At 68.8% G+C, this 24,100-nt stretch carries 24 protein-coding genes, 1 tRNA gene and 1 pseudogene; 10 read left to right on the forward strand and 16 right to left on the reverse strand.

Translation table 11 applies throughout. The features are described from left to right. Window position 1: 1 nt before the first annotated feature. Window positions 2-280, reverse strand: a pseudogene (locus B5557_RS26245) (Scr1 family TA system antitoxin-like transcriptional regulator); the annotation flags it as partial. 227 nt (window positions 281-507) lie between these two features. On the opposite strand from B5557_RS26245, the gene B5557_RS26250 reads away from it, so the two are divergent. Together B5557_RS26250 and B5557_RS26255 are read left to right on the forward strand one after the other, a co-directional pair. Then, a complete protein-coding gene (locus tag B5557_RS26250) occupies window positions 508-1,305 on the forward strand; it encodes an SGNH/GDSL hydrolase family protein (protein ID WP_079661759.1) in 798 nt (265 codons plus the stop codon). A gap of 112 nt (window positions 1,306-1,417) precedes the next feature. Continuing rightward, on the forward strand, window positions 1,418-1,690 hold the full coding sequence (locus tag B5557_RS26255) for a hypothetical protein (RefSeq protein WP_079661760.1): 273 nt from the start codon (window positions 1,418-1,420) through the stop codon (window positions 1,688-1,690). Window positions 1,691-1,769: 79 nt separating this feature from the next. Here the strand turns inward: B5557_RS26255 and B5557_RS26260 are convergent, their stop codons facing one another. Continuing rightward, window positions 1,770-2,165 (reverse strand): hypothetical protein, encoded by a 396-nt coding sequence (locus B5557_RS26260; protein WP_079661761.1) that lies wholly within the window; start codon window positions 2,163-2,165, stop codon window positions 1,770-1,772. 48 nt (window positions 2,166-2,213) lie between these two features. Next, entirely contained in the window at window positions 2,214-3,914 is a 1,701-nt protein-coding gene (locus B5557_RS26265) for a sodium:solute symporter family protein (protein ID WP_079661762.1), read from the reverse strand. A 148-nt stretch (window positions 3,915-4,062) separates the two neighbouring features. On the opposite strand from B5557_RS26265, the gene galT reads away from it, so the two are divergent. From galT to galK, 3 genes are read left to right on the forward strand one after another with little or no spacing between them, the layout of a single operon-like run. Further along, entirely contained in the window at window positions 4,063-5,124 is a 1,062-nt protein-coding gene (gene galT, locus B5557_RS26270) for a galactose-1-phosphate uridylyltransferase (protein WP_079661763.1), read from the forward strand. Then, window positions 5,121-6,101 carry a UDP-glucose 4-epimerase GalE gene (galE, locus tag B5557_RS26275; RefSeq protein WP_079661764.1) on the forward strand — a complete coding sequence of 327 codons (981 nt, stop codon included), beginning with the start codon at window positions 5,121-5,123 and terminating at the stop codon, window positions 6,099-6,101. The genes galT and galE overlap by 4 nt, the downstream gene beginning before the upstream one ends. After that, entirely contained in the window at window positions 6,101-7,258 is a 1,158-nt protein-coding gene (gene galK, locus B5557_RS26280; RefSeq protein ID WP_079661765.1) for a galactokinase, read from the forward strand. Before galE ends, galK begins: the two co-directional genes overlap by 1 nt. 102 nt (window positions 7,259-7,360) lie before the next feature. Here the strand turns inward: galK and B5557_RS26285 are convergent, their stop codons facing one another. After that, window positions 7,361-7,816, reverse strand: coding sequence for a GNAT family N-acetyltransferase (locus tag B5557_RS26285; RefSeq protein WP_173877860.1), 456 nt, complete (start codon window positions 7,814-7,816; stop codon window positions 7,361-7,363). 268 nt (window positions 7,817-8,084) lie between these two features. On the opposite strand from B5557_RS26285, the gene B5557_RS26290 reads away from it, so the two are divergent. Continuing rightward, complete coding sequence (locus B5557_RS26290) at window positions 8,085-8,852, forward strand: LuxR C-terminal-related transcriptional regulator (RefSeq protein WP_079661766.1); 768 nt, start codon at window positions 8,085-8,087, stop codon at window positions 8,850-8,852. On the opposite strand, the gene B5557_RS26295 is transcribed toward B5557_RS26290, so the two are convergent. Continuing rightward, a complete protein-coding gene (locus tag B5557_RS26295; RefSeq protein WP_079661767.1) occupies window positions 8,811-9,308 on the reverse strand; it encodes a MarR family winged helix-turn-helix transcriptional regulator in 498 nt (165 codons plus the stop codon). The two genes, B5557_RS26290 and B5557_RS26295, sit on opposite strands and share 42 nt — an antisense overlap. Window positions 9,309-9,427: 119 nt before the next feature. Here B5557_RS26295 and B5557_RS26300 point away from each other — a divergent pair, with 119 nt between their 5' ends. Next, the gene (locus B5557_RS26300; protein ID WP_079661768.1) at window positions 9,428-10,228 is read left to right on the forward strand and encodes a trans-aconitate 2-methyltransferase; all 801 of its coding nucleotides are present in this window, start codon (window positions 9,428-9,430) and stop codon (window positions 10,226-10,228) included. A 53-nt stretch (window positions 10,229-10,281) separates the two neighbouring features. Next, entirely contained in the window at window positions 10,282-10,485 is a 204-nt protein-coding gene (locus B5557_RS26305) for a CsbD family protein (RefSeq protein ID WP_443031272.1), read from the forward strand. Window positions 10,486-10,651: 166 nt separating this feature from the next. Here B5557_RS26305 and B5557_RS26310 read toward each other — a convergent pair whose 3' ends face one another. Both B5557_RS26310 and B5557_RS26315 read right to left on the reverse strand, forming a co-directional pair. Next, on the reverse strand, window positions 10,652-11,338 hold the full coding sequence (locus B5557_RS26310) for a TetR/AcrR family transcriptional regulator (RefSeq protein WP_079661769.1): 687 nt from the start codon (window positions 11,336-11,338) through the stop codon (window positions 10,652-10,654). Further along, a complete protein-coding gene (locus tag B5557_RS26315) occupies window positions 11,335-12,345 on the reverse strand; it encodes an acyl-CoA desaturase (RefSeq protein ID WP_079661770.1) in 1,011 nt (336 codons plus the stop codon). Before B5557_RS26315 ends, B5557_RS26310 begins: the two co-directional genes overlap by 4 nt. A 236-nt stretch (window positions 12,346-12,581) precedes the next feature. Between B5557_RS26315 and ppc the strand changes: the two genes are divergently transcribed. Beyond that, a complete protein-coding gene (gene ppc, locus B5557_RS26320; RefSeq protein WP_079661771.1) occupies window positions 12,582-15,323 on the forward strand; it encodes a phosphoenolpyruvate carboxylase in 2,742 nt (913 codons plus the stop codon). A 75-nt stretch (window positions 15,324-15,398) separates the two neighbouring features. Here the strand turns inward: ppc and B5557_RS26325 are convergent, their stop codons facing one another. From B5557_RS26325 to B5557_RS26360, 8 genes are all read right to left on the reverse strand, one after another. After that, complete coding sequence (locus tag B5557_RS26325) at window positions 15,399-16,136, reverse strand: LPXTG cell wall anchor domain-containing protein (protein WP_079661772.1); 738 nt, start codon at window positions 16,134-16,136, stop codon at window positions 15,399-15,401. Between the two features lie 135 nt (window positions 16,137-16,271). Next, complete coding sequence (locus tag B5557_RS26330) at window positions 16,272-16,829, reverse strand: hypothetical protein (RefSeq protein ID WP_099936700.1); 558 nt, start codon at window positions 16,827-16,829, stop codon at window positions 16,272-16,274. 42 nt (window positions 16,830-16,871) lie between these two features. After that, window positions 16,872-17,474, reverse strand: coding sequence for an aminoacyl-tRNA hydrolase (gene pth, locus B5557_RS26335; RefSeq protein WP_079661773.1), 603 nt, complete (start codon window positions 17,472-17,474; stop codon window positions 16,872-16,874). Between the two features lie 75 nt (window positions 17,475-17,549). Next, window positions 17,550-18,146, reverse strand: a complete 597-nt coding sequence (locus tag B5557_RS26340) for a 50S ribosomal protein L25/general stress protein Ctc (RefSeq protein ID WP_079661774.1) — start codon at window positions 18,144-18,146, stop codon at window positions 17,550-17,552. Window positions 18,147-18,354: 208 nt separating this feature from the next. Next, complete coding sequence (locus B5557_RS26345; RefSeq protein WP_079661775.1) at window positions 18,355-19,329, reverse strand: ribose-phosphate diphosphokinase; 975 nt, start codon at window positions 19,327-19,329, stop codon at window positions 18,355-18,357. A gap of 134 nt (window positions 19,330-19,463) precedes the next feature. After that, window positions 19,464-20,912 carry a bifunctional UDP-N-acetylglucosamine diphosphorylase/glucosamine-1-phosphate N-acetyltransferase GlmU gene (glmU, locus tag B5557_RS26350; protein WP_079661776.1) on the reverse strand — a complete coding sequence of 483 codons (1,449 nt, stop codon included), beginning with the start codon at window positions 20,910-20,912 and terminating at the stop codon, window positions 19,464-19,466. Window positions 20,913-21,027: 115 nt separating this feature from the next. Further along, window positions 21,028-21,098, reverse strand: a tRNA-Gln gene (locus B5557_RS26355). A gap of 6 nt (window positions 21,099-21,104) precedes the next feature. Then, a complete protein-coding gene (locus tag B5557_RS26360) occupies window positions 21,105-21,968 on the reverse strand; it encodes a hypothetical protein (protein ID WP_079661777.1) in 864 nt (287 codons plus the stop codon). Window positions 21,969-22,134: 166 nt separating this feature from the next. On the opposite strand from B5557_RS26360, the gene B5557_RS26365 reads away from it, so the two are divergent. Further along, entirely contained in the window at window positions 22,135-23,427 is a 1,293-nt protein-coding gene (locus B5557_RS26365; RefSeq protein WP_079661778.1) for a sensor histidine kinase, read from the forward strand. Window positions 23,428-23,508: 81 nt separating this feature from the next. On the opposite strand, the gene B5557_RS26370 is transcribed toward B5557_RS26365, so the two are convergent. Further along, window positions 23,509-24,003, reverse strand: a complete 495-nt coding sequence (locus B5557_RS26370) for an SUKH-3 domain-containing protein (protein WP_079661779.1) — start codon at window positions 24,001-24,003, stop codon at window positions 23,509-23,511. Between the last annotated feature and the right edge of the window lie 97 nt (window positions 24,004-24,100).

Consider the following 24,100-nt stretch of genomic DNA (forward strand, 5'->3'; position numbering starts at 1 on the left):
CCAGGAGTTGGGCGAGCAACGTCTGGCGGTCGGCTACGCGGACACGTAGAGCGAACTCGTGGACGATCGTTTCGTACGGGGTGGGGGCGTCGCCCTCGATGACCGCACGCCGCTGCATTCGGTGTTCGACCCGGGGCCTCAGCTCGCTCTCGGGCAGCTCCGGACGCATGTAACCGAACACGGCACGGGCGTAGTCGGGGGTCTGGAGCAACCCAGGAACGTATGTGATGACGACCTCCTGCAGGAAAGTCGCATGGTGCTCGGCTTCCGCCACGTCACGCCGCGGAAGCGCACCGCCCCGTCCTGTCATGACGGCTGCGGCACTGCAGCCGCTGTCCCGCATGGGCCACCGGGGCAAGCTCGTCTGGTGCGAACTGGCCGTCGCGTAGGGGCTCGGAGGGCAGGAGCGGGGGCAGATCGTCACCTTTCCCCGCCGTCCCGGCCGGCGTGGCTGATGGACTGCAGCTTCCATGCGACATGCCTCACTGACCAGACCAGAAGGAACTCATGCGTAAGTTGACGTCTACTGTCGTGACCGGCCTGATGGCGTTCGCCGGGACGGCCGGCATGATGGCCGCGCCCGCCCATGCGGCGGGGGAGCTGGAGTACGTGGCTCTCGGGGATTCGTACGCGTCCGGGGTCGGTGCCGGCTACTACGACAGTGCCAGCGGCGACTGCAAGCGCAGCACGCTCAACTACCCCGCCCAGTGGGCGGCCGCGCACTCGGACTTCACGCTGAAGGACGTCTCCTGCAGTGGGGCGACCATCGCGGACGTGCGTACCAACCAGCTGTCCGCGCTGAGCGCCGAAACCGACCTCGTCACCCTCACCGTGGGCGGCAACGACGCCCAGTTCTCGAGCGTGGTCCAGGCCTGCCTCACCCAGGGCGACAGCTACTGCAGGACGGCCACGGACTGGATGTCGTCGTACGCGAAGAACCAGCTGGTGACGGAGCTCGCCGGGCTGTACAAGGACGTCAAGGCCAAGGCGCCCGGCGCCGCGATCGTCGTGCTCGGCTACCCGCGGACGGTCTCCCCGACCGGGTCCTGCCCCGTGATCGACCTCGGCCCCGCCAAGCGCACCGCCATGAACGGGCTCGCCGACGCGCTGGCCGAGGGCGCCCAGGCCGCGGCGGCCAAGGAGCCGGTCTCCTTCATCGACATGCGCGACACGTTCAAGGGCCACGGGGCGTGCGGCTCCGACCCCTGGATCAACGACCTGACCGACGCGGCCTCCGTCTTCCACCCCAACCTGAAGGGCTACATGGCGGGCTACGCCGCGAAGCTCAACGAGGCCACGGGCTGAGATCCCCCGTCGACGTGGCGACGTGCGGAACCGATAATCACCCCATACGGTGTGTAATCGTAGTAATTCGTTCCGTTACGGAACGTGCCACTCGCGACGAAAAGGGAATGGAATGCGCAAGCTTCACAAGATCGCTCTCGTGGCCGCCATGATCGGGTCCCTCGGCATGGCCGGGGCGGGAGTCGCCTCCGCCGATGTCTCCGGCGTGGACGGGGACTCCAGGGAGTGCGCCAACCACGTGGAGAACATCTCGTTCGGTCTCATCAACATCCCGGACCTGAACCTCCCCCTCCTCGCCCTCTCGCAGAACCAGCACGCCACCCAGCAGATCTGCAACAACGGGGACAACGCCGTCAACGCGAACGTCGCCAGCCAGGAGGGCTAGGGCCTGACCGGCGGATCAAGTCGGACCGCGGCGGCTCCGGGATGCGAGGCCTCGCATCCCGGAGCCGCCCGGCACGCCGCTAGTCGCCCCGCGGGGAGTCCCCTTCCCCCCGCACCGCCTCCGGCGGCAGCGTCGGGGTGACCGGCGCCGCGGGACGCAGCTTCAGCCAGGCCAGGAAGAAGACACCCAGGGCCAGCATCCCCAGCCCCGTCCACAGGTTGATGTTGATCCCCTGCGCCTTGTCGATCTCCGCGTCGCTGTCCGTGAGGCCGGCGATCGTGACGATCACGCCGTATACGACGAACAGGCCGCCGATGATGCGGCGCAGGTCGAAGATGCGGGCCGCGGTCGCGGACTTCTCCTCGAGTTCCGTGACCTCCCGCTGGACGTCGGCCTCGGAGTACCCGGCATGCCGCAGCCGCTCCACGCGCTCCGCACGCGCCGCCTGCTCGTCGGGTTCGAATTGCTCGGACATGGTCCTTCCATTCTCCCGCAGTAGTCGTGACGGGCTCGGACGACGGGCTCAGATCGAGAACGGGATGTAGCAGGCGGCGGCCAGGATCACCGCGCCCCAGCCCAGCAGCGCGGGCCGCCGGTACCACGCGTCGTCGCCCGCAGCCGGCGGCTCGGCCATGCCGGGCGAGACGGTGCCGTACACCAGGCCCTGCAGTTCCTCGTCCGGCTTCGGGGCGGTGAACAGCGACACCGCCACCATCACCACCGCGCCCGCCACGAACCCCGCGATCGCCGACACGAAGTTCGCGCCCTGGTCGGTGGGAATGCCGATGACGTCCTGCTTGTAGAGGACGAAGTAGTTGACCATCGCCGCCGTCGTGCCGGCCAGCAGCCCCCAGAACCCCGATTTCTTCGACGCCCGCTTCCAGAACATGCCGACGATGAAGACGACGAACATCGGGACGTTGAAGAAGCTGAACAGCGTCTGCAGATAGCTCATGATGTTCGAGAAGGACGACGCCAGGAACGCCGTGCCCACCGACGCGGCCACGCCGATCGCCGTGATCAGACGGCCGAAACGGACGTAGTAGGCGTCCTCCCTCCCCACCACCACGTACTTCGCCCAGATGTCGTTGGTGAACACCGTGTTGAACGACGACACGTTCGCCGCCATCCCCGCCATGAACGCCGCCAGCAGACCCGTCACCGCGATGCCCAGTACCCCGTTCGGCAGGAGCTGCTCCATCAGGTACGGGATCGCGTCGTTGTACTGGAGGTCGGAGCCGGCCGTGCCGATCTTCGGCACCAGCACCGCCGCCACCAGCCCCGGGATCATCACCAGGAACACGATGAAGATCTTCGGGTACGCGGCGATGAGCGGAGTGCGCTGCGCCGCCGACAGGTTCCTCGCCGACAGGGCCCGCTGGACCTCCGCGAAGTTCGTCGTCCAGTAGCCGAACGACAGGACGAAGCCCAGCCCCAGCACGATCGTCAGCCAGTTCGCGCCCAGCGGGTTGGCGCTGCCGATGCCCGTGCCGCCCCACGCGCTGACGAAGTTGTCTCCGTGGGTCGCGGTCAGCTTGTCGCTCAGGCCGTCCCAGCCGCCCACCTTCTTCAGGCCCAGCACCGACAGCGGGATGAGGGCCGCCAGGATCACGAAGAACTGGAGCACCTCGTTGTAGATCGCCGAGGACAGGCCGCCCAGCGTGATGTACGCCAGGACGAAGAAGCCCGCCACCACGATCGCCACCCACTGCGGCCAGCCCAGCAGCGCCTCGACGACGATCGCCAGCGCGTACAGGTTCACGCCGGCGATGAGGATCGCGGCGAACGCGAACAGGGCCGAGCTCAGCAGATGGGCCCCCTTGTCGAAGCGCAGCAGCAGCATCTCCGGGACCGAGCGGACCTTGCTGCCGTAGTAGAACGGCATCATCACCAGGCCCAGGAACACCATCGCCGGGATCGCGCCGATCCAGTACCAGTGGACGGTGTACGCCCCGTACTGCGCGCTGTTCGCGGCCATGCCCAGGATCTCGGTGGCGGCCAGGTTGGCCGAGATGAACGCGAGGCCCGTGATCCAGGCGGGCAGGGAGCGGCCGGAGAGGAAGAAGTCGAGACTGGTCTTCACCGAGCGGCGGGCGGCGAAGCCGATGCCCAGGACCACGACGAAGTAGATGCCGAGGATCGTGTAGTCGAGCCAGTTCGTAGGCAGCCGCAGCTCTGCCGCCAGCTGTGCTGCCGTATGTACCGTTTCTGTGGGGGTTCGCATGCACTGCTCACTTCGCTTGGTGTTCTTTGTTTGGTTGTGGTGGTGACAGGCGTGGGGGTTTATGGTTTTATGTGTTTGATTCTGTTTGAAGCTTCGCTAGGTGTACTGAGCCAGGCCCGCGGGCCTGAGGTACGGATGGAGAGTCGCGGTGAAGAAGACCTCGACCCGCTTGGCCGACGGTCGTGAGCTGATCTACTACGACCAGCGGGACGACTTGGTGCGCGACGCGGTGGACAAGCGGCCGCTGGACCGCACGGTCACCACTTCGGAGGTACGACGGGACCCGCTCCTCGGCGATTCCATCGCCGTGGCCTCCCACCGGCAGGGGCGCACGTACCACCCGCCGGCCGACGAGTGCCCGCTCTGCCCCTCGCAGGGCGACCGGCTGAGCGAGATCCCGGACTCGTCGTACGACGTCGTCGTCTTCGAGAACCGTTTCCCCTCCCTGGCCGGCGACTCCGGGCGCTGCGAAGTGGTCTGCTTCACCTCCGACCACAACGCGTCCTTCGCCGACCTCACCGAGGAGCAGGCGCGGCTCGTCCTCGACGCGTGGACGGACCGGACGTCCGAGCTGTCGCATCTGCCCTCCGTGGAACAGGTGTTCTGCTTCGAGAACCGTGGCGCGGAGATCGGTGTGACCCTGGGTCACCCGCACGGGCAGATCTACGCCTACCCGTTCACCACGCCCCGCACCGCGCTGATGCTGCGTTCGGTCGCCGCGCACAAGGAGGCCACCGGCGGGGAGAACCTCTTCGATGCCGTCCTGGAGCGTGAACTCGCCGACGAGCGGGTCGTCCTGGAGGGTGAACACTGGGTCGCCTTCGTGCCGTACGCCGCCCACTGGCCGTACGAGGTGCACCTCTACCCCAAGCGCCGGGTGCCCGACCTGCTCGGCCTCGACGAGGACGCGCGCACAGAGTTCCCCAAGGTGTATCTGGAACTGTTGAGGCGCTTCGACCGGATCTTCGGCGAAGGTGAACCGGCCACGCCGTACATCGCCGCCTGGCACCAGGCGCCGTTCGGCGCGCTGGAGGAGTTCGAGGGCGTCAACCGGGACGACTTCGGGCTCCACCTCGAGCTTTTCACCATCCGCCGCACTTCCGGCAAGCTGAAGTTCCTCGCGGGCTCCGAATCCGGCATGAACGTGTTCATCAACGACATCCGGCCGGAGGCCGCGGCACAGCGACTGCGAGAGGTAGCGAGTTCATGAGCGGGAAGTACCTGGTCACCGGCGGCGCGGGGTACGTCGGCAGTGTCGTCGCCCAGCACCTGCTGGAGGCCGGCCACGAGGTCGTCGTCCTCGACAACCTCTCCACCGGCTTCCGCGAGGGCGTCCCGGCGGACGCCTCGTTCATCGAGGGTGACATCCGCGACGCCCGCAAGTGGCTCGACCCCTCCTTCGACGCCGTCCTCCACTTCGCCGCGTTCTCGCAGGTCGGCGAGTCCGTCGTCAAGCCCGAGAAGTACTGGGACAACAACGTCGGCGGCACCATGGCCCTGCTCGGCGCCATGCGCGAGGCGGGCGTGCGCAAGCTTGTCTTCTCCTCCACGGCCGCCACCTACGGCGAGCCGGAGCAGGTCCCGATCGTCGAGACCGCGCCCACGAAGCCGACCAACCCCTACGGCGCCTCCAAGCTCGCCGTCGACCACATGATCACCGGCGAGGCCACCGCGCACGGGCTCGGCGCCGTCTCCCTCCGGTACTTCAACGTGGCCGGCGCCTACGGCGCGCAGGGCGAACGGCACGACCCCGAGTCGCACCTCATCCCGCTCGTCCTCCAGGTCGCGCAGGGCCGCCGCGAGGCCATCTCCGTCTTCGGCGACGACTACCCGACCCCGGACGGCACCTGCATCCGCGACTACATCCACGTCGCCGACCTCGCCGAGGCCCACCTCCTCGCCGTCGCCGCCGCCAAGCCGGGCGAACACCTCATCTGCAACCTCGGCAACGGCAACGGCTTCTCCGTCCGCGAGGTCATCGAGACCGTCCGCCAGGTCACCGGCCACCCGATCCCCGAGGTCATGGCCCCGCGCCGCGGCGGCGACCCGGCCGTCCTGGTCGCCTCGGCGGCCACCGCCCGCGAGCAGCTGGGCTGGAACCCGTCCCGCGCGGATCTCGCGGGTATCGTCGCGGACGCGTGGGAGTTCGCGCAGCACATCGCAAGCAGTGCAGCAAGGGAGCGGTAGTGGGGGCACAGGAAGTGCGCGAGGGGTTCGTCCGGCTGTACGGGGCCGAACCCGAAGGCGTCTGGGCGGCACCCGGCCGCGTCAACCTCATCGGTGAGCACACCGACTACAACGACGGCTTCGTGATGCCCTTCGCGCTGCCGCACCACGCCGTTGCGGCGGTCTCACGGCGCGAGGACGGCCTGCTGCGCCTGCACTCGGCCGACCTCGACACCGGCGTCGCCGAACTCCGCCTGGACGAGCTGACGCCCGAGTCCGACGACGCCTGGACGGCGTACCCGGCCGGCGTCGTCTGGGCGCTGCGCGAAGCCGGCCACGCCGTCACCGGCGCCGACATCCACCTGTCCTCGACGGTCCCGTCGGGCGCGGGCCTGTCGTCCTCGGCGGCCCTGGAGGTCGTCGTCGCCCTCGCGCTCAACGACCTGTACGAGCTCGGGCTGCAGCGCTGGCAGCTGGCCCGCCTGTGCCAGCGCGCCGAGAACGTCTACGTCGGCGCCCCCACCGGCATCATGGACCAGACGGCGTCCGCGTGCTGCGAGGCCGGCCACGCGCTGTTCCTCGACACCCGCGACCTCTCCCAGAAGCAGATCCCCCTCGACCTGGCCGCCGAAGGACTGCGCCTGCTGGTCGTCGACACCCAGGTCACACACGCCCACAGCGGCGGCGAGTACGGCAAGCGCCGGGCGGGCTGCGAGAAGGGCGCCGCGCTGCTCGGCGTCGACGCCCTGCGGGACATCCCCTACGCCGACCTGGACGCGGCCCTGGCCCGGCTCGGCGACGAGGAGGAGGTGCGCCGCCTGGTCCGGCACGTGGTGACCGAGGACCAGCGGGTGGAGCAGGTCGTCGCCCTCCTGGAGTCGGGCGGCGACACCCGCGCCGTCGGCCCGGTCCTGACGGCCGGCCACGCCTCCCTGCGGGACGACTTCCAGGTGTCCTGCCCCGAGCTGGACCTCGTCGTCGACACCGCCCTTGCGAACGGCGCCCTCGGCGCGCGCATGACGGGCGGCGGCTTCGGCGGCTCGGCGATCGTCCTGGCCGAGGCGACCGACGTCGAAACCCTCACCAAGGCCGTCGAAGAGGCGTTCGCCGCCGCGGACTTCAAGGCGCCGAGGGTGTTCGAGGCGGTGCCCGCGGCGGGGGCACGACGCGTGAACTGAGCAGGCCCGGTGGGGCGGTGGGGGCACCCGTAAGGGTTTCGCCCCCACCGCCCCTTCCCGTTTTCGGCCTCTCCCCGTTTCCGGCCCTTACCCGGGGTCGTCCTACCCGAGTCGCTTCGTCAGCGTGTACTCCGTGATGCCCGGCGGGTAGTCCTCGATCACGCACACCACGTCGTAGCCCTGCCGTCTGTAGAACTCCGGCGCCTGGAAGTCCCAGGTCTCCAGGCGTACGCGGTCGCAGCCCCGTTCCTCGGCGGCGACGCGTTCCGCCTGCGCGAGGAGGCGGCTGCCCAGGCCCGTGCCCCGGTGCGGGGCGTCGACCCACAGATAGCTGACGTGCAGCCACGTCGTCCAGGTGTGGCCGACCAGACCGCCGGCGAGATCACCCCCGGGGCCGGTGGCCCACACATGGAGCGGCGACTCGCGCTCGGCCGGCGTGCCGCGCAGGGCGCGCAGTGTGGGGGAGGCCTCGGTATTGGTCTCCAGGAGCCGCGAACGGAGAAGATCGCGTCGGGTCCTGTCGACTTCTGTCTCAAGACGAAACATGCGGCTCACCATAAACGCCGCGGCCAATCAGTTCTGCAATTTTCCTTCCCCTGTCAGCCCGCGGGCCTACCCTGTGAACAGCACCGGTGGGGGCCGGTGCCGATCAGGGGGCGAGACAGTCGGGTACGACGCCCGCGGTGGGGGTAGCAGTCTCTGCACGGCGGCGGCCGTGCGGTCCTGGCGCCCTCTTCGGGCGTCGTACCCGCGCAGGTCTCCGTTCTCCGTTTCCGGGCCTTGGGGTATCCCCTGCTCTGTCAAGGAGCTTGGGGAAGGGGGTTTCGTGGTTCGCATCCGAGTCCTGGTCGTCGACGACCACCGTATCTTCGCCGAGTCGCTCGCCGCGGCGCTGGCGGCCGAGCCCGACGTGGACGTGTCCGCGGCCGGCAGCGGCCCGGCGGCGCTGCGCAGCCTGGAGCGCGCGGCCGCCGAAGGGCGCCGGTACGACGTGCTGCTCGTCGACGCCGATCTGGGCGGCGCCCTGCCCGGCATACGGCCCGCGGTGCCCGTGCAGGAGGTGGGTGAGGACGGGCTCGTCGACGGGATCTCGCTGGTCGCGGGCGTGCGCACCGCCCAGCCGCACGTCCGGATCGTCGTCCTCGCCGAGAAGGACGACGCGCGCCGCGCGGCCCTCGCGCTGCAGGCCGGGGCGTCCGGCTGGGTGGCCAAGGACTGCTCGCTGTCGCGGCTGCTGACGGTCATCCGGGGCGTGCTGCGCGAGGAGACCCACCTCCCGCCCGCCCTGCTCACCGGCGTCCTGCGCGAGTTGACGGCCGCCCGCAAGCACCGCACCGAGAGCGAACGCCTGGTCGAGTCCCTCACGCCGAGGGAGCGCGAAGTGCTGCGCTGCATGGTCGCCGGACTGGGCCGCAAGGCCGTCGCCGACCGCCTGTTCCTGTCCCCGCACACCGTCCGCACCCATATGCAGAACGTCCTCGGCAAACTCGGCGTCCACTCCACCCTCGCCGCGGTCGCCCTCGCCCGCCGGGCCGGCGTCGGACCCGTGGACCTAGCCGGGGATGTTGTCGAACGGGGCGGTCAACTGGCGTAGCAGGGCGGCCAGTTCGCCGCGCTGCGCGTGTGAGAGCTCGGCCAGGATCGCCCGCTCCTGGTCGAGCAGTCCGGCGAGCGCCTGATCGGCGCGGTCCTTGCCGTCGTCCGTGAGGCGGACCAGCACACCGCGCCGGTCGCTCGGGTCGGGCAGCCGCTCCACCAGGCCCTTCTTCGTGAGCCGGTCGATGCGGTTCGTCATCGTGCCCGACGTGACGAGGGTCTGCGTGAGCAACTGCCCCGGCGAGAGCTGATACGGCGCACCCGCGCGCCTCAGCGCCGTCAGGACGTCGAACTCCCAGGGCTCCAGCTGGTGCTCGGAGAACGCCAGCCGACGGGCACGATCCAGGTGCCGGGCCAGTCTGCTCACCCGGCTGAGTACTTCCAGCGGCTCCACGTCGAGGTCCGGGCGCTCCCGGCGCCACGCTGCGACCAGCCGATCGACCTCGTCCTCCATGACGATCAGTGTAGTGGTTGTGTCGACATGAAGTCTCTTGATGTCGAGTCTCTTGATAGTAAGTCCCTTGAGATCAAGTCTCTTGACATCAAGAGAGATTGGGCGGGAAGGTATGAGGCATGACGACGACCAACCCTTCCTGGGACCCCGCCCAGTACCTGCGTCACGCCGGCCACCGCGCCCGCCCCTTCGCCGACCTCCTCGCCCGCGTCCCCGACCTGCCCGGCGACCCGCCCCGGATCGGGGACCTCGGCTGCGGCCCCGGCAATGTCACCGCCGTCCTCGCCGACCGCTGGCCCGCCGCCCGCATCACCGGCTACGACAACTCGCCCCAGATGCTCGCCGACGCGGCAGCGCACGCCGGCGCGGGCCTCGACTTCGCGTACGCCGACCTCGCTGTCTGGGCGCCGCAGGAGACGTACGACCTGCTCGTGTCCAACGCCGCCCTGCACTGGGTGCCCGGTCATCTCGACGCCTTCGCCGGCTGGCTGGACGGCCTCGCCCCCGGCGGCACGTTCGCCTTCCAGGTCCCCCACAACATCGACGCGCCCCTGCACGCCCTCATGCGCGAACTCGGCGACACGCCCCGCTGGAAGGACCGCCTCGGCGACGTGCTGCGCCACGAGGACTCCGTGCACGCCCCCGCCGTCTACCTCGACCGCCTCGCCCGCCTCGGCTGCGAGACCGACGTCTGGACGACCACGTACTTCCACGTCCTCACCGGCGACGACCCCGTCCTCGACTGGGTCAAGGGCACCGGCCTGCGCCCCGCCCTCGACGCCCTCGCCGACGACCCCGAGGCCCGGGACGCCTTCGTCACCGAATACCGCGACCTGCTCCGCACGGCCTACCCGAGCGCCGAGTACGGCACTGTCCTGCCGTTCCGCCGCCTGTTCGCGGTGGCGACGAAGAGCGCCTGAGCCGGTGTTTGAACCGGGGTGCACAAGGCCACTCGGGGTGGCATCGAAGTCGGATGTGGCGATGCTGCTGGGAGGGATACACGGTGGCGAAGGACCAGAAGGCCAAGGCCAAGAAGGAGCAGGTCAAGGGCAAGGCCAAGGAGGTGGTCGGCCGCGCGGCGGGCGACATGAGGATGGAGGCCAAGGGCCGCGCCGGCCAGTCGAAGGGCGACGCCCGCCAGGCCAAGGAGAAGGGGAAGGACGTCTTCAAGCACTGACAGTCCCGCCGAGAGCAGCACTGAGAGCAGCACTGAGAGCGGTACTGAGAGCGCTGATCGCGCTGGATGACAGTAAGGCCGCCCGCGAGGCCGTCGCCGACAGGGCGACGGCCTCGCGCCGTGCGTCCCTCAGGCGTGCGTCTCGCTGCCGTGCGGGCGGTGCGAGTTACGCCTTGCGGCGTCCTATCAGGTGCGGCTTGGCCTCCAGGCCGTCCAGGCCGTGCCAGGACAGGTTGACCAGGTGGGCCGCCACCTCCGCCTTCTTCGGGCGGCGCACGTCCAGCCACCACTGGCCGGTCAGGGCGACCATGCCGACCAGGGCCTGGGCGTAGAGGGGGGCCAGCTTCGGGTCGAAGCCGCGGTTCTTGAACTCGCGGCCCAGGATGTCCTCCACCTGGGTGGCGATGTCCGAGATCAGCGACGCGAAAGAGCCGGTGGACTGGGGGATGGGCGAGTCACGGACCAGGATGCGGAAACCGTCCGTGTACTCCTCGATGTAGTCCAGGAGTGCGAACGCCGCCTGTTCGAGGAGCTCGCGCGGATGGCCCGCCGTCAACGACGACGTGACCATGTCCAGCAGACGGCGCATCTCCCGGTCCACCACGACCGCGTACAGCCCCTCCTTGCCGCCGAAGTGCTCGTACACCACCGGCTTGGACACCCCGGCCTTCGCCGCGATCTCCTCCACCGACGTGCCCTCGAAGCCCTTCGCCGCGAACAGGGTGCGACCGATCTCCAGCAACTGCTGCCGACGCTCCGCCCCTGTCATCCGGGTGCGTCGCGCGCGCCGCGGCTTCGCGTCACTGCTGGGACTGGAGGTACTGCTGGAGTCGGTCGCCACACCGTCAATCATGCCGCCTCAGCGGTCGCCTTCCCCTGTCGGGAGCCGTCCTCACCCCTGTTGCGACGCGAATCGATACGCGAGCGTGACGGCCAGCGCACGTCGTACGCCCACCCGAGCATCTCGAACCACCGGATGAAGCGGGCGGAGGAGTCCACCTGCCCGCGCATCACGCCGTGCCGCGCCGACGTCGGGTCGGCGTGGTGCAGGTTGTGCCAGGACTCGCCGCACGACAGCACCGCCAGCCACCACACGTTGCCCGACCGGTCCCGCGACTTGAACGGCCGCTTGCCGACCGCGTGACAGATCGAGTTGATCGACCAGGTGACGTGGTGCAGCAGCGCCACCCGCACCAGCGAACCCCAGAAGAACGCCGTGAACGCGCCCCACCAGGACATCGTCACCAGTCCGCCCACCAGCGGCGGCAGCGCCAGCGACAGGATCGTCCAGAACACGAACTGCCGCGAGACCGCACGGATCGCCGGGTCCTTGATCAGATCCGGCGCGTACTTCTCCTGCGGCGTCTGCTCCTCGTCGAACATCCATGCGATATGCGCCCACCACAGGCCCTTCATCAGGGCGGGAACCGTCTCCCCGAACCGCCACGGCGAATGCGGGTCACCCTCCGCGTCGGAGAACTTGTGGTGCTTGCGGTGATCCGCCACCCAGCGCACCAGCGGCCCCTCCACCGCCATCGACCCCATGACCGCCAGCGCGATCCGCAGCGGCCGCTTCGCCTTGAACGAACCATGCGTGAAGTACCGGTGGAAGCCGATCGTGATGCCGTGGCACCCCAGGAAGTACATGAAGACCAGCAGGCCGATGTCCAGCCAGCTGACCCCCCAGCCCCACGCCAGTGGCACCGCCGCCAGCACCGCCAGGAACGGGACGATGATGAAGATCAGCAGCGAGATCTGCTCGATCGAACGCTTCTGCTCGCCACCCAGCGTGGCCGAGGGGGTAGGGCTGCCGTCGGGTGCCTGGGAAGGGTCTTCGATCACGTTGGAGCCTGTGGTCATGCGCGTCCCCTGGGGGGTCTGGGATTGAGGGAGATGCCGCACCGACGGAACCAAGGGCTGTTTCCTACGGTTCCGTAACCTACGGCATCGTAAGTATGGCAGTGCACTGCCCGGCGGCAAGAGCCCGCCAACCTGCGCGTCCCCCCGGGAACTATCCTTGGAGACGGTCGGACAGCGCCGTCCGCTCTGTTTAGTTCCCTCCCGGACGAGCTTCAACACTGCAAGGAGCCGCACCTGTGAGCAGTGCCGACGACCTTGGCCAGGCCACCGCAACCACCAGCACCGAGTTGCGCGCCGACATCCGCCGACTGGGTGACCTCCTCGGCGAGACCCTCGTCCGGCAAGAGGGCCCCGAGCTCCTCGACCTGGTCGAAAAGGTCCGCCGCCTCACCCGAGAGGACGGCGAAGCCGCCGCCGAACTGCTGCGTGGAATCGAACTGGAGACCGCGGCCAAGCTGGTCCGCGCGTTCTCCACCTACTTCCACCTCGCCAACGTCACCGAACAGGTCCACCGAGGCCGCGAACTGCGCGAACGCCGCGCCGCCGAGGGCGGCCTCCTCGCCCGCACCGCCGACCGCCTCAAGGACGCCGACCCCGAACACGTCCACCAGACGGTCCGCCACCTCAACGTCCGCCCCGTCTTCACGGCACACCCCACCGAAGCCGCACGCCGCTCGGTACTCAACAAGCTCCGGCGCATCGCCGCGCTCCTGGAGACCCCCGTCATCGAGTCCGACCGCCGCCGCCACGACACCCGCCTCGCCGAGAACATCGACCTCGTCTGGCAGACCGACGAACTCCGCGTCGTCCGCCCCGAACCCGCCGACGAGGCCCGCAACGCCATCTACTACCTCGACGAACTCCACGCGAACGCCGTCGGCGACGTCCTGGAGGACCTGACCGCGGAACTGGAACGCGTCGGCGTCAAGGTCCCCGACGACACCCGCCCCCTCACCTTCGGCACCTGGATCGGCGGCGACCGCGACGGCAACCCCAACGTCACCCCCGCCGTGACCTGGGACGTCCTCATCCTCCAGCACGAACACGGCATCAACGACGCCCTGGAGACGATCGACGAACTCCGCGGCTTCCTCTCCAACTCCATCCGCTACACCGGAGCCACCGAGGAACTCCTCGAATCCCTCAAGGGCGACCTCGAGCTACTGCCTGAGATCAGCCCCCGCTACAAGCGCCTCAACGCCGAGGAGCCCTACCGCCTCAAGGCCACCTGCATCCGCCAGAAGCTGGAGAACACCAAGCAGCGCCTCGCCAAGGGCACCCCCCACAACCCTGGCCACGACTACCTCGGCACCAGCGAACTCCTCAGCGACCTCACCCTCATCCAGACCTCCCTGCGCGAGCACAAGGGAGGCCTGTTCGCCGACGGCCGCATGAACCGCACCATCCGCACCCTCGCCGCCTTCGGCCTCCAGCTCGCCACCATGGACGTCCGCGAACACGCCGACGCCCACCACCACGCCCTCGGCCAGCTCTTCGACCGCCTCGGCGAGGAATCCTGGCGCTACACCGACATGCCCCGCGAGTACCGCACCAAGCTCCTCGCCAAGGAACTCAGGTCACGCAGGCCCCTCGCCCCCACCCCCGCGCCCGTCGACGCGGCCGGCGAGAAGACCCTCGGCGTGTTCGGCACCATCAAGCGAGCCCTCGCCGTCTTCGGACCCGAGGTCATCGAGTCGTACATCATTTCGATGTGCCAGGGCGCGGACGATGTCTTCGCCGCAGCCGTACTCGCCCGCGAGGCCGGACTCATCGACCTCCACGCCGGCTGGGCCAAGATCGGCATCGTGCCGCTCCTGGAGACCACCGACGAACTCAAGGCAGCCGACACCATCCTCGAAGACATGCTCTCCGACCCCTCCTACCGCCGCCTCGTGGCGCTGCGCGGAGACGTCCAGGAGGTCATGCTCGGCTACTCCGACTCCTCGAAGTTCGGCGGCATCACCACCTCGCAGTGGGAGATCCACCGAGCCCAACGACGCCTGCGCGACGTGGCCCACCGCTACGGAGTACGCCTCAGGCTCTTCCACGGACGCGGCGGCACCGTCGGCCGCGGCGGCGGCCCCTCCCACGACGCCATCCTCGCCCAGCCCTGGGGCACCCTCGAAGGCGAGATCAAGGTCACCGAACAGGGCGAAGTCATCTCCGACAAGTACCTCATCCCCTCCCTGGCCAGGGAGAACCTGGAACTCACGGTCGCCGCCACCCTCCAGGCCTCCGCCCTGCACACCGCCCCCCGCCAGTCCGACGAGGCCCTCGCCCGCTGGGACGCCGCCATGGACGTCGTCTCCGACGCCGCCCACGCCGCCTACCGCACCCTCGTCGAGGACCCCGACCTCCCGCCCTACTTCTTCGCCTCCACCCCCGTCGACCAGCTCGCCGACCTCCACCTCGGCTCCCGCCCCTCCCGCCGCCCCGACTCCGGCGCCGGACTCGACGGCCTGCGCGCCATCCCCTGGGTCTTCGGCTGGACCCAGTCCCGCCAGATCGTCCCCGGCTGGTACGGCGTCGGCTCCGGCCTCAAGGCACTGCGCGACGCCGGCCTCGACACCGTCCTGGACGAAATGCACGAACAATGGCACTTCTTCCAGAACTTCATCTCCAACGTCGAGATGACCCTCGCCAAGACCGACCTGCGGATCGCCCAGCACTACGTCGACACCCTCGTCCCCGACGAGCTCCGCCACGTCTTCGACACCATCAAGGCCGAACACGCCCGCACCGTCGCCGAAGTCCTCAAGATCACCGGCGAGAAGGACCTGCTCGACGGCACCCCCGTCCTCAAGCAGACCTTCACCATCCGCGACGCCTACCTCGACCCCATCTCCTACCTCCAGGTCACCCTCCTCAAGCGCCAGCGCGACGCCGCAGCCGCCGGCGCCGAACCCGACCCGCTCCTCGCCCGCGCCCTGCTCCTCACCGTCAACGGAGTCGCGGCAGGCCTGCGCAACACCGGCTGAGGCCGGCCGCGACGACACAAGGGCGCCCCCGAGCGTCGAACCAGCTCGGGGGCGCCCTCATGTCCAACCCGTACGTCAGGCCCGGCGCCGCCGCACCACCAGGTAACCGCCCGCGCCGAGCAGCACGGCCGCGACACCGGCCAGAGCGCCGACCGGCGCACCGTTGCCCGTCTCGGCGAGCCTGCCGCCGCCCTGCGGGCCGGCCGCCGACGACGGAGTCGACCCTGCGGAACCCGACGGCTCCACCGACGCCGACACCGAAGAGCTCGGCGAAGGAGACGCGGACGCGGACGCGGACGCGGACGAGGACGCCGACCCCGACGGCGACGCAGACCCAGAAGGCGACGCAGACCCGGACGGGGACGCAGACGGGGACGACGAGCTGCCACCGCCGCCCTCCTCGTCCCCGCACTCCGTCCAGAACTCCTTGTGCTTCGCGGCCCCCTTCTCGCCCTCGAAGTTCCAGAACAGCTTGAAGTGTCCGTCCGCCAACGACAGGTCCTCGGTACGGCCGTGGCCCTTGCCGTCCAGGGTGATCGAGCCGGTCTTGACCGTCTCGCCCTTGGAGTCGGCGCCCGGCGCCCAGGCCTCGATGTGCCAGTCCACCTTCGCCAGGCCGTCGAAGTGGAAGGCGTCCAGATAGAACGAGCAGACATGCGGCTCGTTCCGCTCGTCGAACTCGTTCGTCGTCGACTTGTGGATCTTCACGTCGCCGTTGTCCCCCGGCGGGGCGGCATGGGCGGCGACGGGCGCGGCGAACACCGCGACAGCAGCGACGGCGGCCAGGGCGCCGACGCGGGAGGAGATACGCATGAGGCAGTCCATCTTCGAGTGATGAAACGGAAGATGTGGAGGGGGCGGCTCAGCCTCCTGCCAACACTGACCCTCGGTCAATCACAAACAGGCAACATGTGGTCGCCCTACAGCAAAACAGAACGCCGAACACGATCAAATCGTCACGAACGCCGCCGTCAACAACGCCACCCCCGACCCCGCCAGCACCCACCCCGCCCGGGTCCGCCCCAGACCGCCCGCCACCACCACCGACGCCAGCAGCAGCGCCCCGCCCAACGGCACCCACGCGAACAGAATCCCCGCAGGACCCGAACGCACCGCCTCATCACTGTCCGGCTTGAGCACCACCGTGTACGTCCGCCCCTTACGCACGGCCACCGACTTCTCCAGCACCACGCGCGCGCGTGCCGTCGAACCCGCCGACAACGGCGTGTACGGCCCCACACACGTGTCCTCACCGCACCGCGCCACCTCGACCGTGCCCTGCTCCCGGCCCTTCGTCAGCATCACGTGCTGAGCCGACCCCCAGGAACCCCACACCCCCGCGACCAGGATCAGCACCGCCACCGCACCCATCCCCGCAAGCCGCCCCAACCGCCCGAACCGCGACACGGCCACCGAACCCGAGGCAGAACCCTTGACCGAGTGCCTACGGGACGAACCCCGACGGCGATGGGACGACGCTGCTGTGGCAGGCATGGCCGGGATCATTGGCCATGCCCGAAGCAACCGTCAACCTCAGTGGGCGACAAATCAGGAGTTGTACGTGCTTTGCGCCCGCTCCAACCCCTCCAGCACCAACGCCTCCACCGCATCCGCCGCCCGATCCACGAAGTAGTCCAGCTCCTTGCGCTCCGCCGACGAGAAATCCTTCAGCACAAAGTCCGCCACCTGCATCCGCCCCGGCGGCCGCCCGATCCCGAACCGCACCCGGTGGTACTCCGCGCCCATCGCCTTCGTCATCGACTTCAGCCCGTTGTGCCCGTTGTCCCCACCGCCCAGCTTCAGCCGCAGCACCCCGTAATCGATGTCCAGCTCGTCATGCACCGCCACGATGTTCGCCACCGGCACCTTGTAGAAGTCCCGCAACGCGTTCACCGGACCACCCGACAGGTTCATGAACGACATCGGCTTCGCCAGCACCACCCGCCGGCTCCCCATCCCCGGCGGACCGATCCGGCCCTCGACGACCTGCGCCTGCGCCTTCCCCGCCCGCTTGAACCTCCCCCCGATCCGCTCGGCCAGCAGATCGGCCACCATGAACCCGACGTTGTGCCGGTTCATGGCGTACTCCGGACCAGGATTGCCGAGGCCCACGATCAACCAGGGGGCATTGGCGTCGGTCGTCACGTCCATGTCTCCTTGATACGCGCCAGCCGCCGCCCCTCAAACCGAAGGGACGACGGCTGACAAACGACTGAGGCTCGAGGATCAGGCCTCGGCGGACTCTGCACCCTCGGCGGCCTCGCCCTCCGGGGCCTCCTCCGCCTGCGCGGCCAGGATCTGCAGGACGACCGTCTCGCCGTCGACGGCCAGCTTGGTGCCCTTCGGCAGGGTGATGTCCTTCGCGAGAACCGACGCGCCGGCCTCCAGACCCTCCACCGACACCGTGACGGCCTCGGGGATGTGCGTGGCCTCGGCCTCGACCGGAAGCGCGTTCAGGACGTGCTCCAGCAGGTTGCCACCCGCCGCCAGCTCACCCTCGGCGTGCACCGGGATCTCGACCGTGACCGTCTCGCCGCGCTTGACCAGCTGCAGGTCGACGTGCTCCAGGAAACCCTTGATCGGGTCACGCTGCACGGACTTCGGGATCGCCAGCTCGTTCGTCTTGCCGTCGATGTCCAGCGCGATCAGGACGTTCGGCGTACGCAGCGCGAGCAGCAGCTCGTGGCCCGGAAGCGTGAGGTGCAGCGGGTCGGAACCGTGACCGTAGAGAACACCGGGAACCTTGCTGTCACGGCGGATACGACGCGCCGCACCCTTACCGAACTCGCTGCGGGTCTCGGCGGAGATCTTGACCTCGGACATGATCACTCCTCGTAGAGGTAGTAGGAACGTGGTCACCCGGCCACGAACGGCCTGCTACGAAGAGCGCGTCGATAACGGACAACCGCACCCCGAACCCCGAACCATCCGGAACGGAAAACGAAGACGGCCTCCCTCGCCGAGCAACTGCAGCAGTCTACTCGGCCAGGGAGGCCACAGAAAAATCGATCAGCCTCAGCGGCCGGCCGACCTACTGCTCGTCGAACAGACTCGTCACCGAACCGTCCTCGAACACCTCACGCACCGCGTTCGCGATCGTCGGCGCGATCGACAACACCGTGATCTTGTCCACCTCCAGCTCACCCGGAGTCGGCAGAGTGTTCGTGAAGATGAACTCGCTCACCTGCGAGTTCTTCAGACGATCCGCCGCCGGACCCGACAGCACACCGTGCGTCGCCGTCACGATGACGTCCTCCGCACCGTGCGCGAACAACGCGTCGGCCGCCGCACAGATCGTGCCACCCGTGTCGATCATGTCGTCGACCAGGACACACACCCGACCCTCGACCTCGCCCACCACCTCATGGACGGTCACCTGGTTCGCCACGTCCTTGTCACGCCGCTTGTGCACGATCGCCAGCGGCGCACCCAACCGGTCACACCAACGGTCCGCCACCCGCACCCGACCCGCGTCCGGCGACACCACGGTCAACTTCGCACGGTCCACCTTGCTGCCCACGTAGTCCGCGAGCAGCGGCAGCGCGAAAAGATGATCCACCGGGCCGTCGAAGAAACCCTGGATCTGATCCGTGTGCAGATCCACCGTCAGGATCCGGTCCGCACCCGCCGTCTTCATCATGTCCGCGATCAGCCGCGCCGAGATCGGCTCACGACCACGGTGCTTCTTGTCCTGCCGCGCATAGCCGTAGAACGGCACGATCACCGTGATCGAACGCGCCGAAGCCCGCTTCAACGCATCGATCATGATCAACTGCTCCATGATCCACTTGTTGATCGGAGCCGTGTGGCTCTGGATCAGGAAACAGTCCGCACCACGCGCCGACTCCTGATAACGAACATAGATCTCACCATTGGCGAAATCGAAGGCCTTCGTCGGGACGACCCCGACACCCAGCTGGTGGGCGACCTCCTCGGCAAGCTCGGGGTGGGCGCGGCCGGAGAAGAACATCATCTTCTTCTCGCCGGTCGTCTTGATCCCGGTCACAGCACTGTCTCCTCAGAGGTGTCTCAGCTGGATGTCGAGAGACCACGCCACTGGGCGCGACGAGGCCGTCTCAGCTGGTGGGGTGCGGATGTGCACTTATCACGGTACGCCGTGTTCGACGCACCTGTTTCCGGTCAGCTCTCGCTTTCCTCCTGGCGAGAGGCCGCCTCCGCAGCCTTCGCCGCCGCGCTGCCCGGACGCTTACGAGCCACCCAACCCTCGATATTCCGCTGCTGACCACGGGCCACGGCCAGCGAACCGGGCGGCACATCCTTCGTGATCACGGACCCGGCGGCGGTGTACGCGCCATCCCCGACCGTGACAGGAGCCACAAACATGTTGTCCGACCCCGTCTTGCAGTGCGAGCCGACCGTGGTGTGATGCTTGCTCTCCCCGTCGTAGTTCACGAACACGCTCGCCGCACCGATGTTGCTGTACTCACCGATCGTCGCGTCACCCACATACGACAGATGCGGAATCTTCGTCCCCTCGCCGATGGAGGCGTTCTTCGTCTCCACGAACGTGCCGATCTTGCCCTTCGCCGCGAGACGGGTACCGGGACGCAGATAGGCAAACGGCCCGACGCTCGCGTTCGGCCCGACGCGCGCGCTGTCCGAAACGGTGTTGTCGACCCGCGCACCCGCACCGACGACCGTGTTCCTCAGCCGGCTGTTGGGACCGACCTCCGCACCCTCGCCGATGTGCGTGGAACCGTGCAGCTGCGTACCCGGGTGGACGACGGCGTCCTGCTCGAACGTCACGGTCACGTCGACCCAGGTCGTGGCCGGGTCGATGACGGTGACACCGGACAGCATGGCAGCGGTCAACAGCCGCTCGTTCAGAATCCGACGGGCCTCACTCAGCTGCACCCGGTTGTTGATACCGGCGATCTCACGGTGATCGGCGGCGACGGACGCACCGACGCGGTGACCGGCCTCGCGGAGTATCCCGAGGACGTCGGTCAGGTACTCCTCGCCCTGACTGTTGTCCGTCCGCACCTTCTTCAGCGCGTCCGCGAGCAGCGCCCCGTCGAACGCGAACACCCCGGAGTTGATCTCACGGATCGCCAGTACGGCCGCGGACGCGTCCTTGTGCTCGACGATCGCGGTGACGGCACCCGAGGCGTCGTCCCGCACGATCCGCCCGTACCCGGTCGCGTCCGGCACCTCGGCGGTCAACACGGTGACCGCGTTGCCGTCCGCCTGATGCGTCGCGGCCAGCCGGGCGAGAGTCGCGCCGGTCAGCAGCGGGGTGTCACCGCAGACGACCACGACCGTCCCGTCCACGCTCCCACCGAGCTGCTCAAGACCCATCCGGACGGCGTGCCCGGTGCCGTTCTGCTCCTCCTGCACGGCGGTGCGTACGGCGGCGTCGACCTCGGCGAGGTGCGCGGTGACCTTCTCGCGGGCGTGCCCCACGACGACGACCAGGTTCTCGGGGTTCAGTTCGCGGGCGGCGGCCAGCACATGGCCCACGAGGCTGCGGCCGCAGATCTCGTGGAGAACCTTCGGTATGGCCGACTTCATACGGGTGCCCTCACCCGCTGCGAGAACGACGACGGCTGCCGGGCGATTGGCGCTCACGGAAGTTGCCCTTCGGCTGTGGAGTGAGGTGGGACATCCGAAGGATACCGGGGCGTTTCTGGGGGGACATGAGAGCGGGCCCTGACAGTGCTGTCAGGGCCCACGTTCACTGGGGCTCCCGGGGAAGGATTCGAACCTCCATAAGCGACACCAAAAGACGCTGTCCTGCCCTTAGACGACCCGGGATCGCCCTTATGTCCGGTTCGACAGGTCGTCCGGACGGACAGCTCCTACTATGCCGTACCACCAGCCTTCGATGCGACGGTGTAGGTCAGCACTTTGCAGCACGGCCACCCGAAGGCACCCGTAGTAACCCTCTCCGACGTTGGTCCGGTTGGTCTTGGGGTTATGTCTCTTGAGGGTCGTCTTCAGGAGGTCGTCGACCTTGATGCCGACCTGGTCTGCCCAGTAGGCCTCGGCTCTCGGCACGTCTGCGGATTCGTGGATGTTGACGGAGAACCGCCGGTGTTCCAGTTCCACGCCAAGCAGGTCGAGCCAAGCCAAAAACAGCCTGATCATGTTGGGGTCGCTGTTCACGAAAATGACGCGCCGGTTGGAGCCGGGCTTCGCCTTCGCTCCCTCGGACCAGTAGAGCCCGACGCCCACCAGGAACAGTTCGCGGGGCGTGATAGACCCGATTTCCGCGCACGCCTTGGTCCTCAGCTCTTCCCGCGCCACAGTGCGGTTCTCGACCGCTTGCTGCACCCCGCGTCGCGCCGCCGTCGTGTCTGAGGGGCGCGGCCGCTCCGGAAACGGAAGATCCCGCACCCAAAGTGACACCGAACTCTTCGAGCACCCCAGTTCCGCCTGGATCTGGTTGTACGTCCAGCCCTGCTGTCGCAGCTCCCTTGCTCGCTCCCGGAGGTCGTCCTTCGCTCGCGGGCGTTTCGTCCACTCCGGGGGTGGCTCACCCTCGACGAGGCGTTGGAGGGTGTCCTTGTTGTGCACCTGGAGCTCGTCGCGGATCTGCCGAAGGCTGAGGCCCTCGCGCCGCAAGGTCACCGCCCGCTCCCGGAGTGTCTCGAAGTCCGCGTACTTGCCATGAGAATGTGCCATACGCATACCGTCCGGGCGGAATGGCTGATTCCGGTGTCGAACGGGGCTGGTTCAGCAGTTCGAGGGATACCGGTGGGTTTCGATGCCGTTCGGTTATGGGGTGTGGTGGGGGCCGGTCGGGGAAAGTCGCCGGAAAAGCCGGGGGGTGCGCCCGTAGGCTGGAGGCATGACCACGACGGGGGATGAGGACACGGCGGCCCTGGGAGGGCCGTGGTGGTGGACCAGATGGCGTAGCGCGGCGTTCGACTGGAGCCTGGGGCTCGTGTCCGCCGTGGAGTGTGTGGTGGAGGGGGTTCCGTTCGCACGGGACGCGGGGATTCCGGTGGCGGTGGGCGTCGTTTTCGGGTTGCTCGCCGGGTCGGTGTTGGTGGTGCGGCGGAAGTGGCCCATCGCTGTGGTGCTGGTGGCGATCGCGATCACGCCGGCCCAGATGGGCTTCCTGATGGGGATCGTGGGGCTGTACACGCTCGCCGCGTCGGAGCTGCCTCGGCGGATCATCGCCTCGTTGGCGGGGATGCAGTTGGTGGGCACGTTGATCGTGACGTTCGTGCAGGTGCGGCAGAGCATGAACCGGGGGTCTTTGACGCTGGGGGATTGGTTTGTTCCGTTCGCCGCGATCACGACGTCGCTCGGGCTGACCGCGCCGCCGCTGCTGCTGGGGATGTACGTCGGGGCCCGGCGGCGGCTGATGGAGAGCTTGCGGGAGCGGGCGGACAGTCTGGAGCGGGAGTTGCAGCTGCTCGCGGAGCGGGCGGAGGAGCGGGCGGAGTGGGCGCGCGGTGAGGAGCGGACCCGGATCGCGCGGGAGATGCATGACGTGGTCGCGCATCGGGTGAGCCTGATGGTGGTGCATGCCGCGGCGTTGCAGGCCGTAGCGCGGAAGGACCCTGAGAAGGCGGTGCGGAATGCGGCCTTGGTGGGTGACATGGGGCGGCAGGCGTTGACGGAGCTGCGGGAGATGCTCGGGGTGTTGCGCAGCGGTGGCTCGGGGGAGCGGTCGGCGTCGGCGTCCGTGTCGTTGGTGGCGGTGGAAGTGACCAGGGCTGTGGTGGAGGAGGGGGAGGGGCCTTGTCTGGAGGAGTTGGAGGAGTTGGTGGGGCAGTCGGCGGCTGCGGGGATGGTCGTGGAGTTGTCGGTGGAGGGGGAGGTGCGGTCGTATGCGCCGGAGGTGGAGCAGACGGCGTATCGGGTGGTGCAGGAGGCGTTGACGAACGTTCACAAGCATGCGGCGGGTGCGAAGGCGCATGTGCGGTTGGCGCATCGGGTGGCGGAGATCGCGATGCAGGTGGAGAACGGTCCGCCGGCGGAGGCGGGGTCGGCGTCGGCGGCGCGGTTGCCGTCGGGGGGTAATGGGTTGGTGGGGATGAAGGAGCGGGTGGTGGCGTTGGGTGGGGTGTTTGTGTCGGGGCCGACGGAGGCGGGGGGTTTTCGGGTGTCGGCGGTGATTCCGGCCGGGTAGCCCGGGCCGGGGTGGTCCTGTCTGCGGTGGTCCTGGCTGTGGTGGTCCTGGCTGTGGTGGTGCGTGTGGGGGGTGTGGGGGTCAGTCGGCGGTGAGGCGGAGGGGCTCGATGCCGGCGGTGAGGGCTCCGAGGGCTTGGTCGATGTCGGGGCCGAGGTACCAGTCGCCGGTGTGGTCGAGGGCGTAGACGCGGCCTGCGGCGTCGATGGCGAGGAGGGAGTGGGTGTCGGTTTCGGTGCCGAGGGGGGCGACGTCGGTGTCGAGGGCGCGGCCGAGGTCGGCGAGGGTGCGGGCGAGGTGGAGGCCGTGGAGGGGGTCGAGGTGGAGTGTGGTGGGGGCGATCTGGCGGCCGGGTCCGGTGGGGGTGATGGTGAGCCCGCCGAATTCGGCCCAGGCTTCTACGGCGGCGGGGAAGACGGCGTGGCGGTGGCCGGCGGGTGAGGTGTGGTCGCGGAGGGCGTCGGCCCAGATCTCGGCTTGTTTGATGTCCCAGCGTCCGGGTTGCCAGCCGGCGGCGCGCAGGGCGGCGTCGACGGGGACGGGGAAGCGGGTGGAGGAGGTGCGGTCGGGGTGCATCTGCCCTTCGTTCGTCGTGCTGGTGGTGCGCGGCCCGGGGTGAGGCCGTGGAGCGGAGCGCGGGGGACGCTGGGGTGCTGGGGTGCTGGGGTGCTGG

It is taken from the genome of Streptomyces sp. 3214.6, from assembly GCF_900129855.1.
In the GTDB taxonomy this organism is placed as follows: Bacteria; Actinomycetota; Actinomycetes; order Streptomycetales; family Streptomycetaceae; genus Streptomyces; species Streptomyces soliscabiei.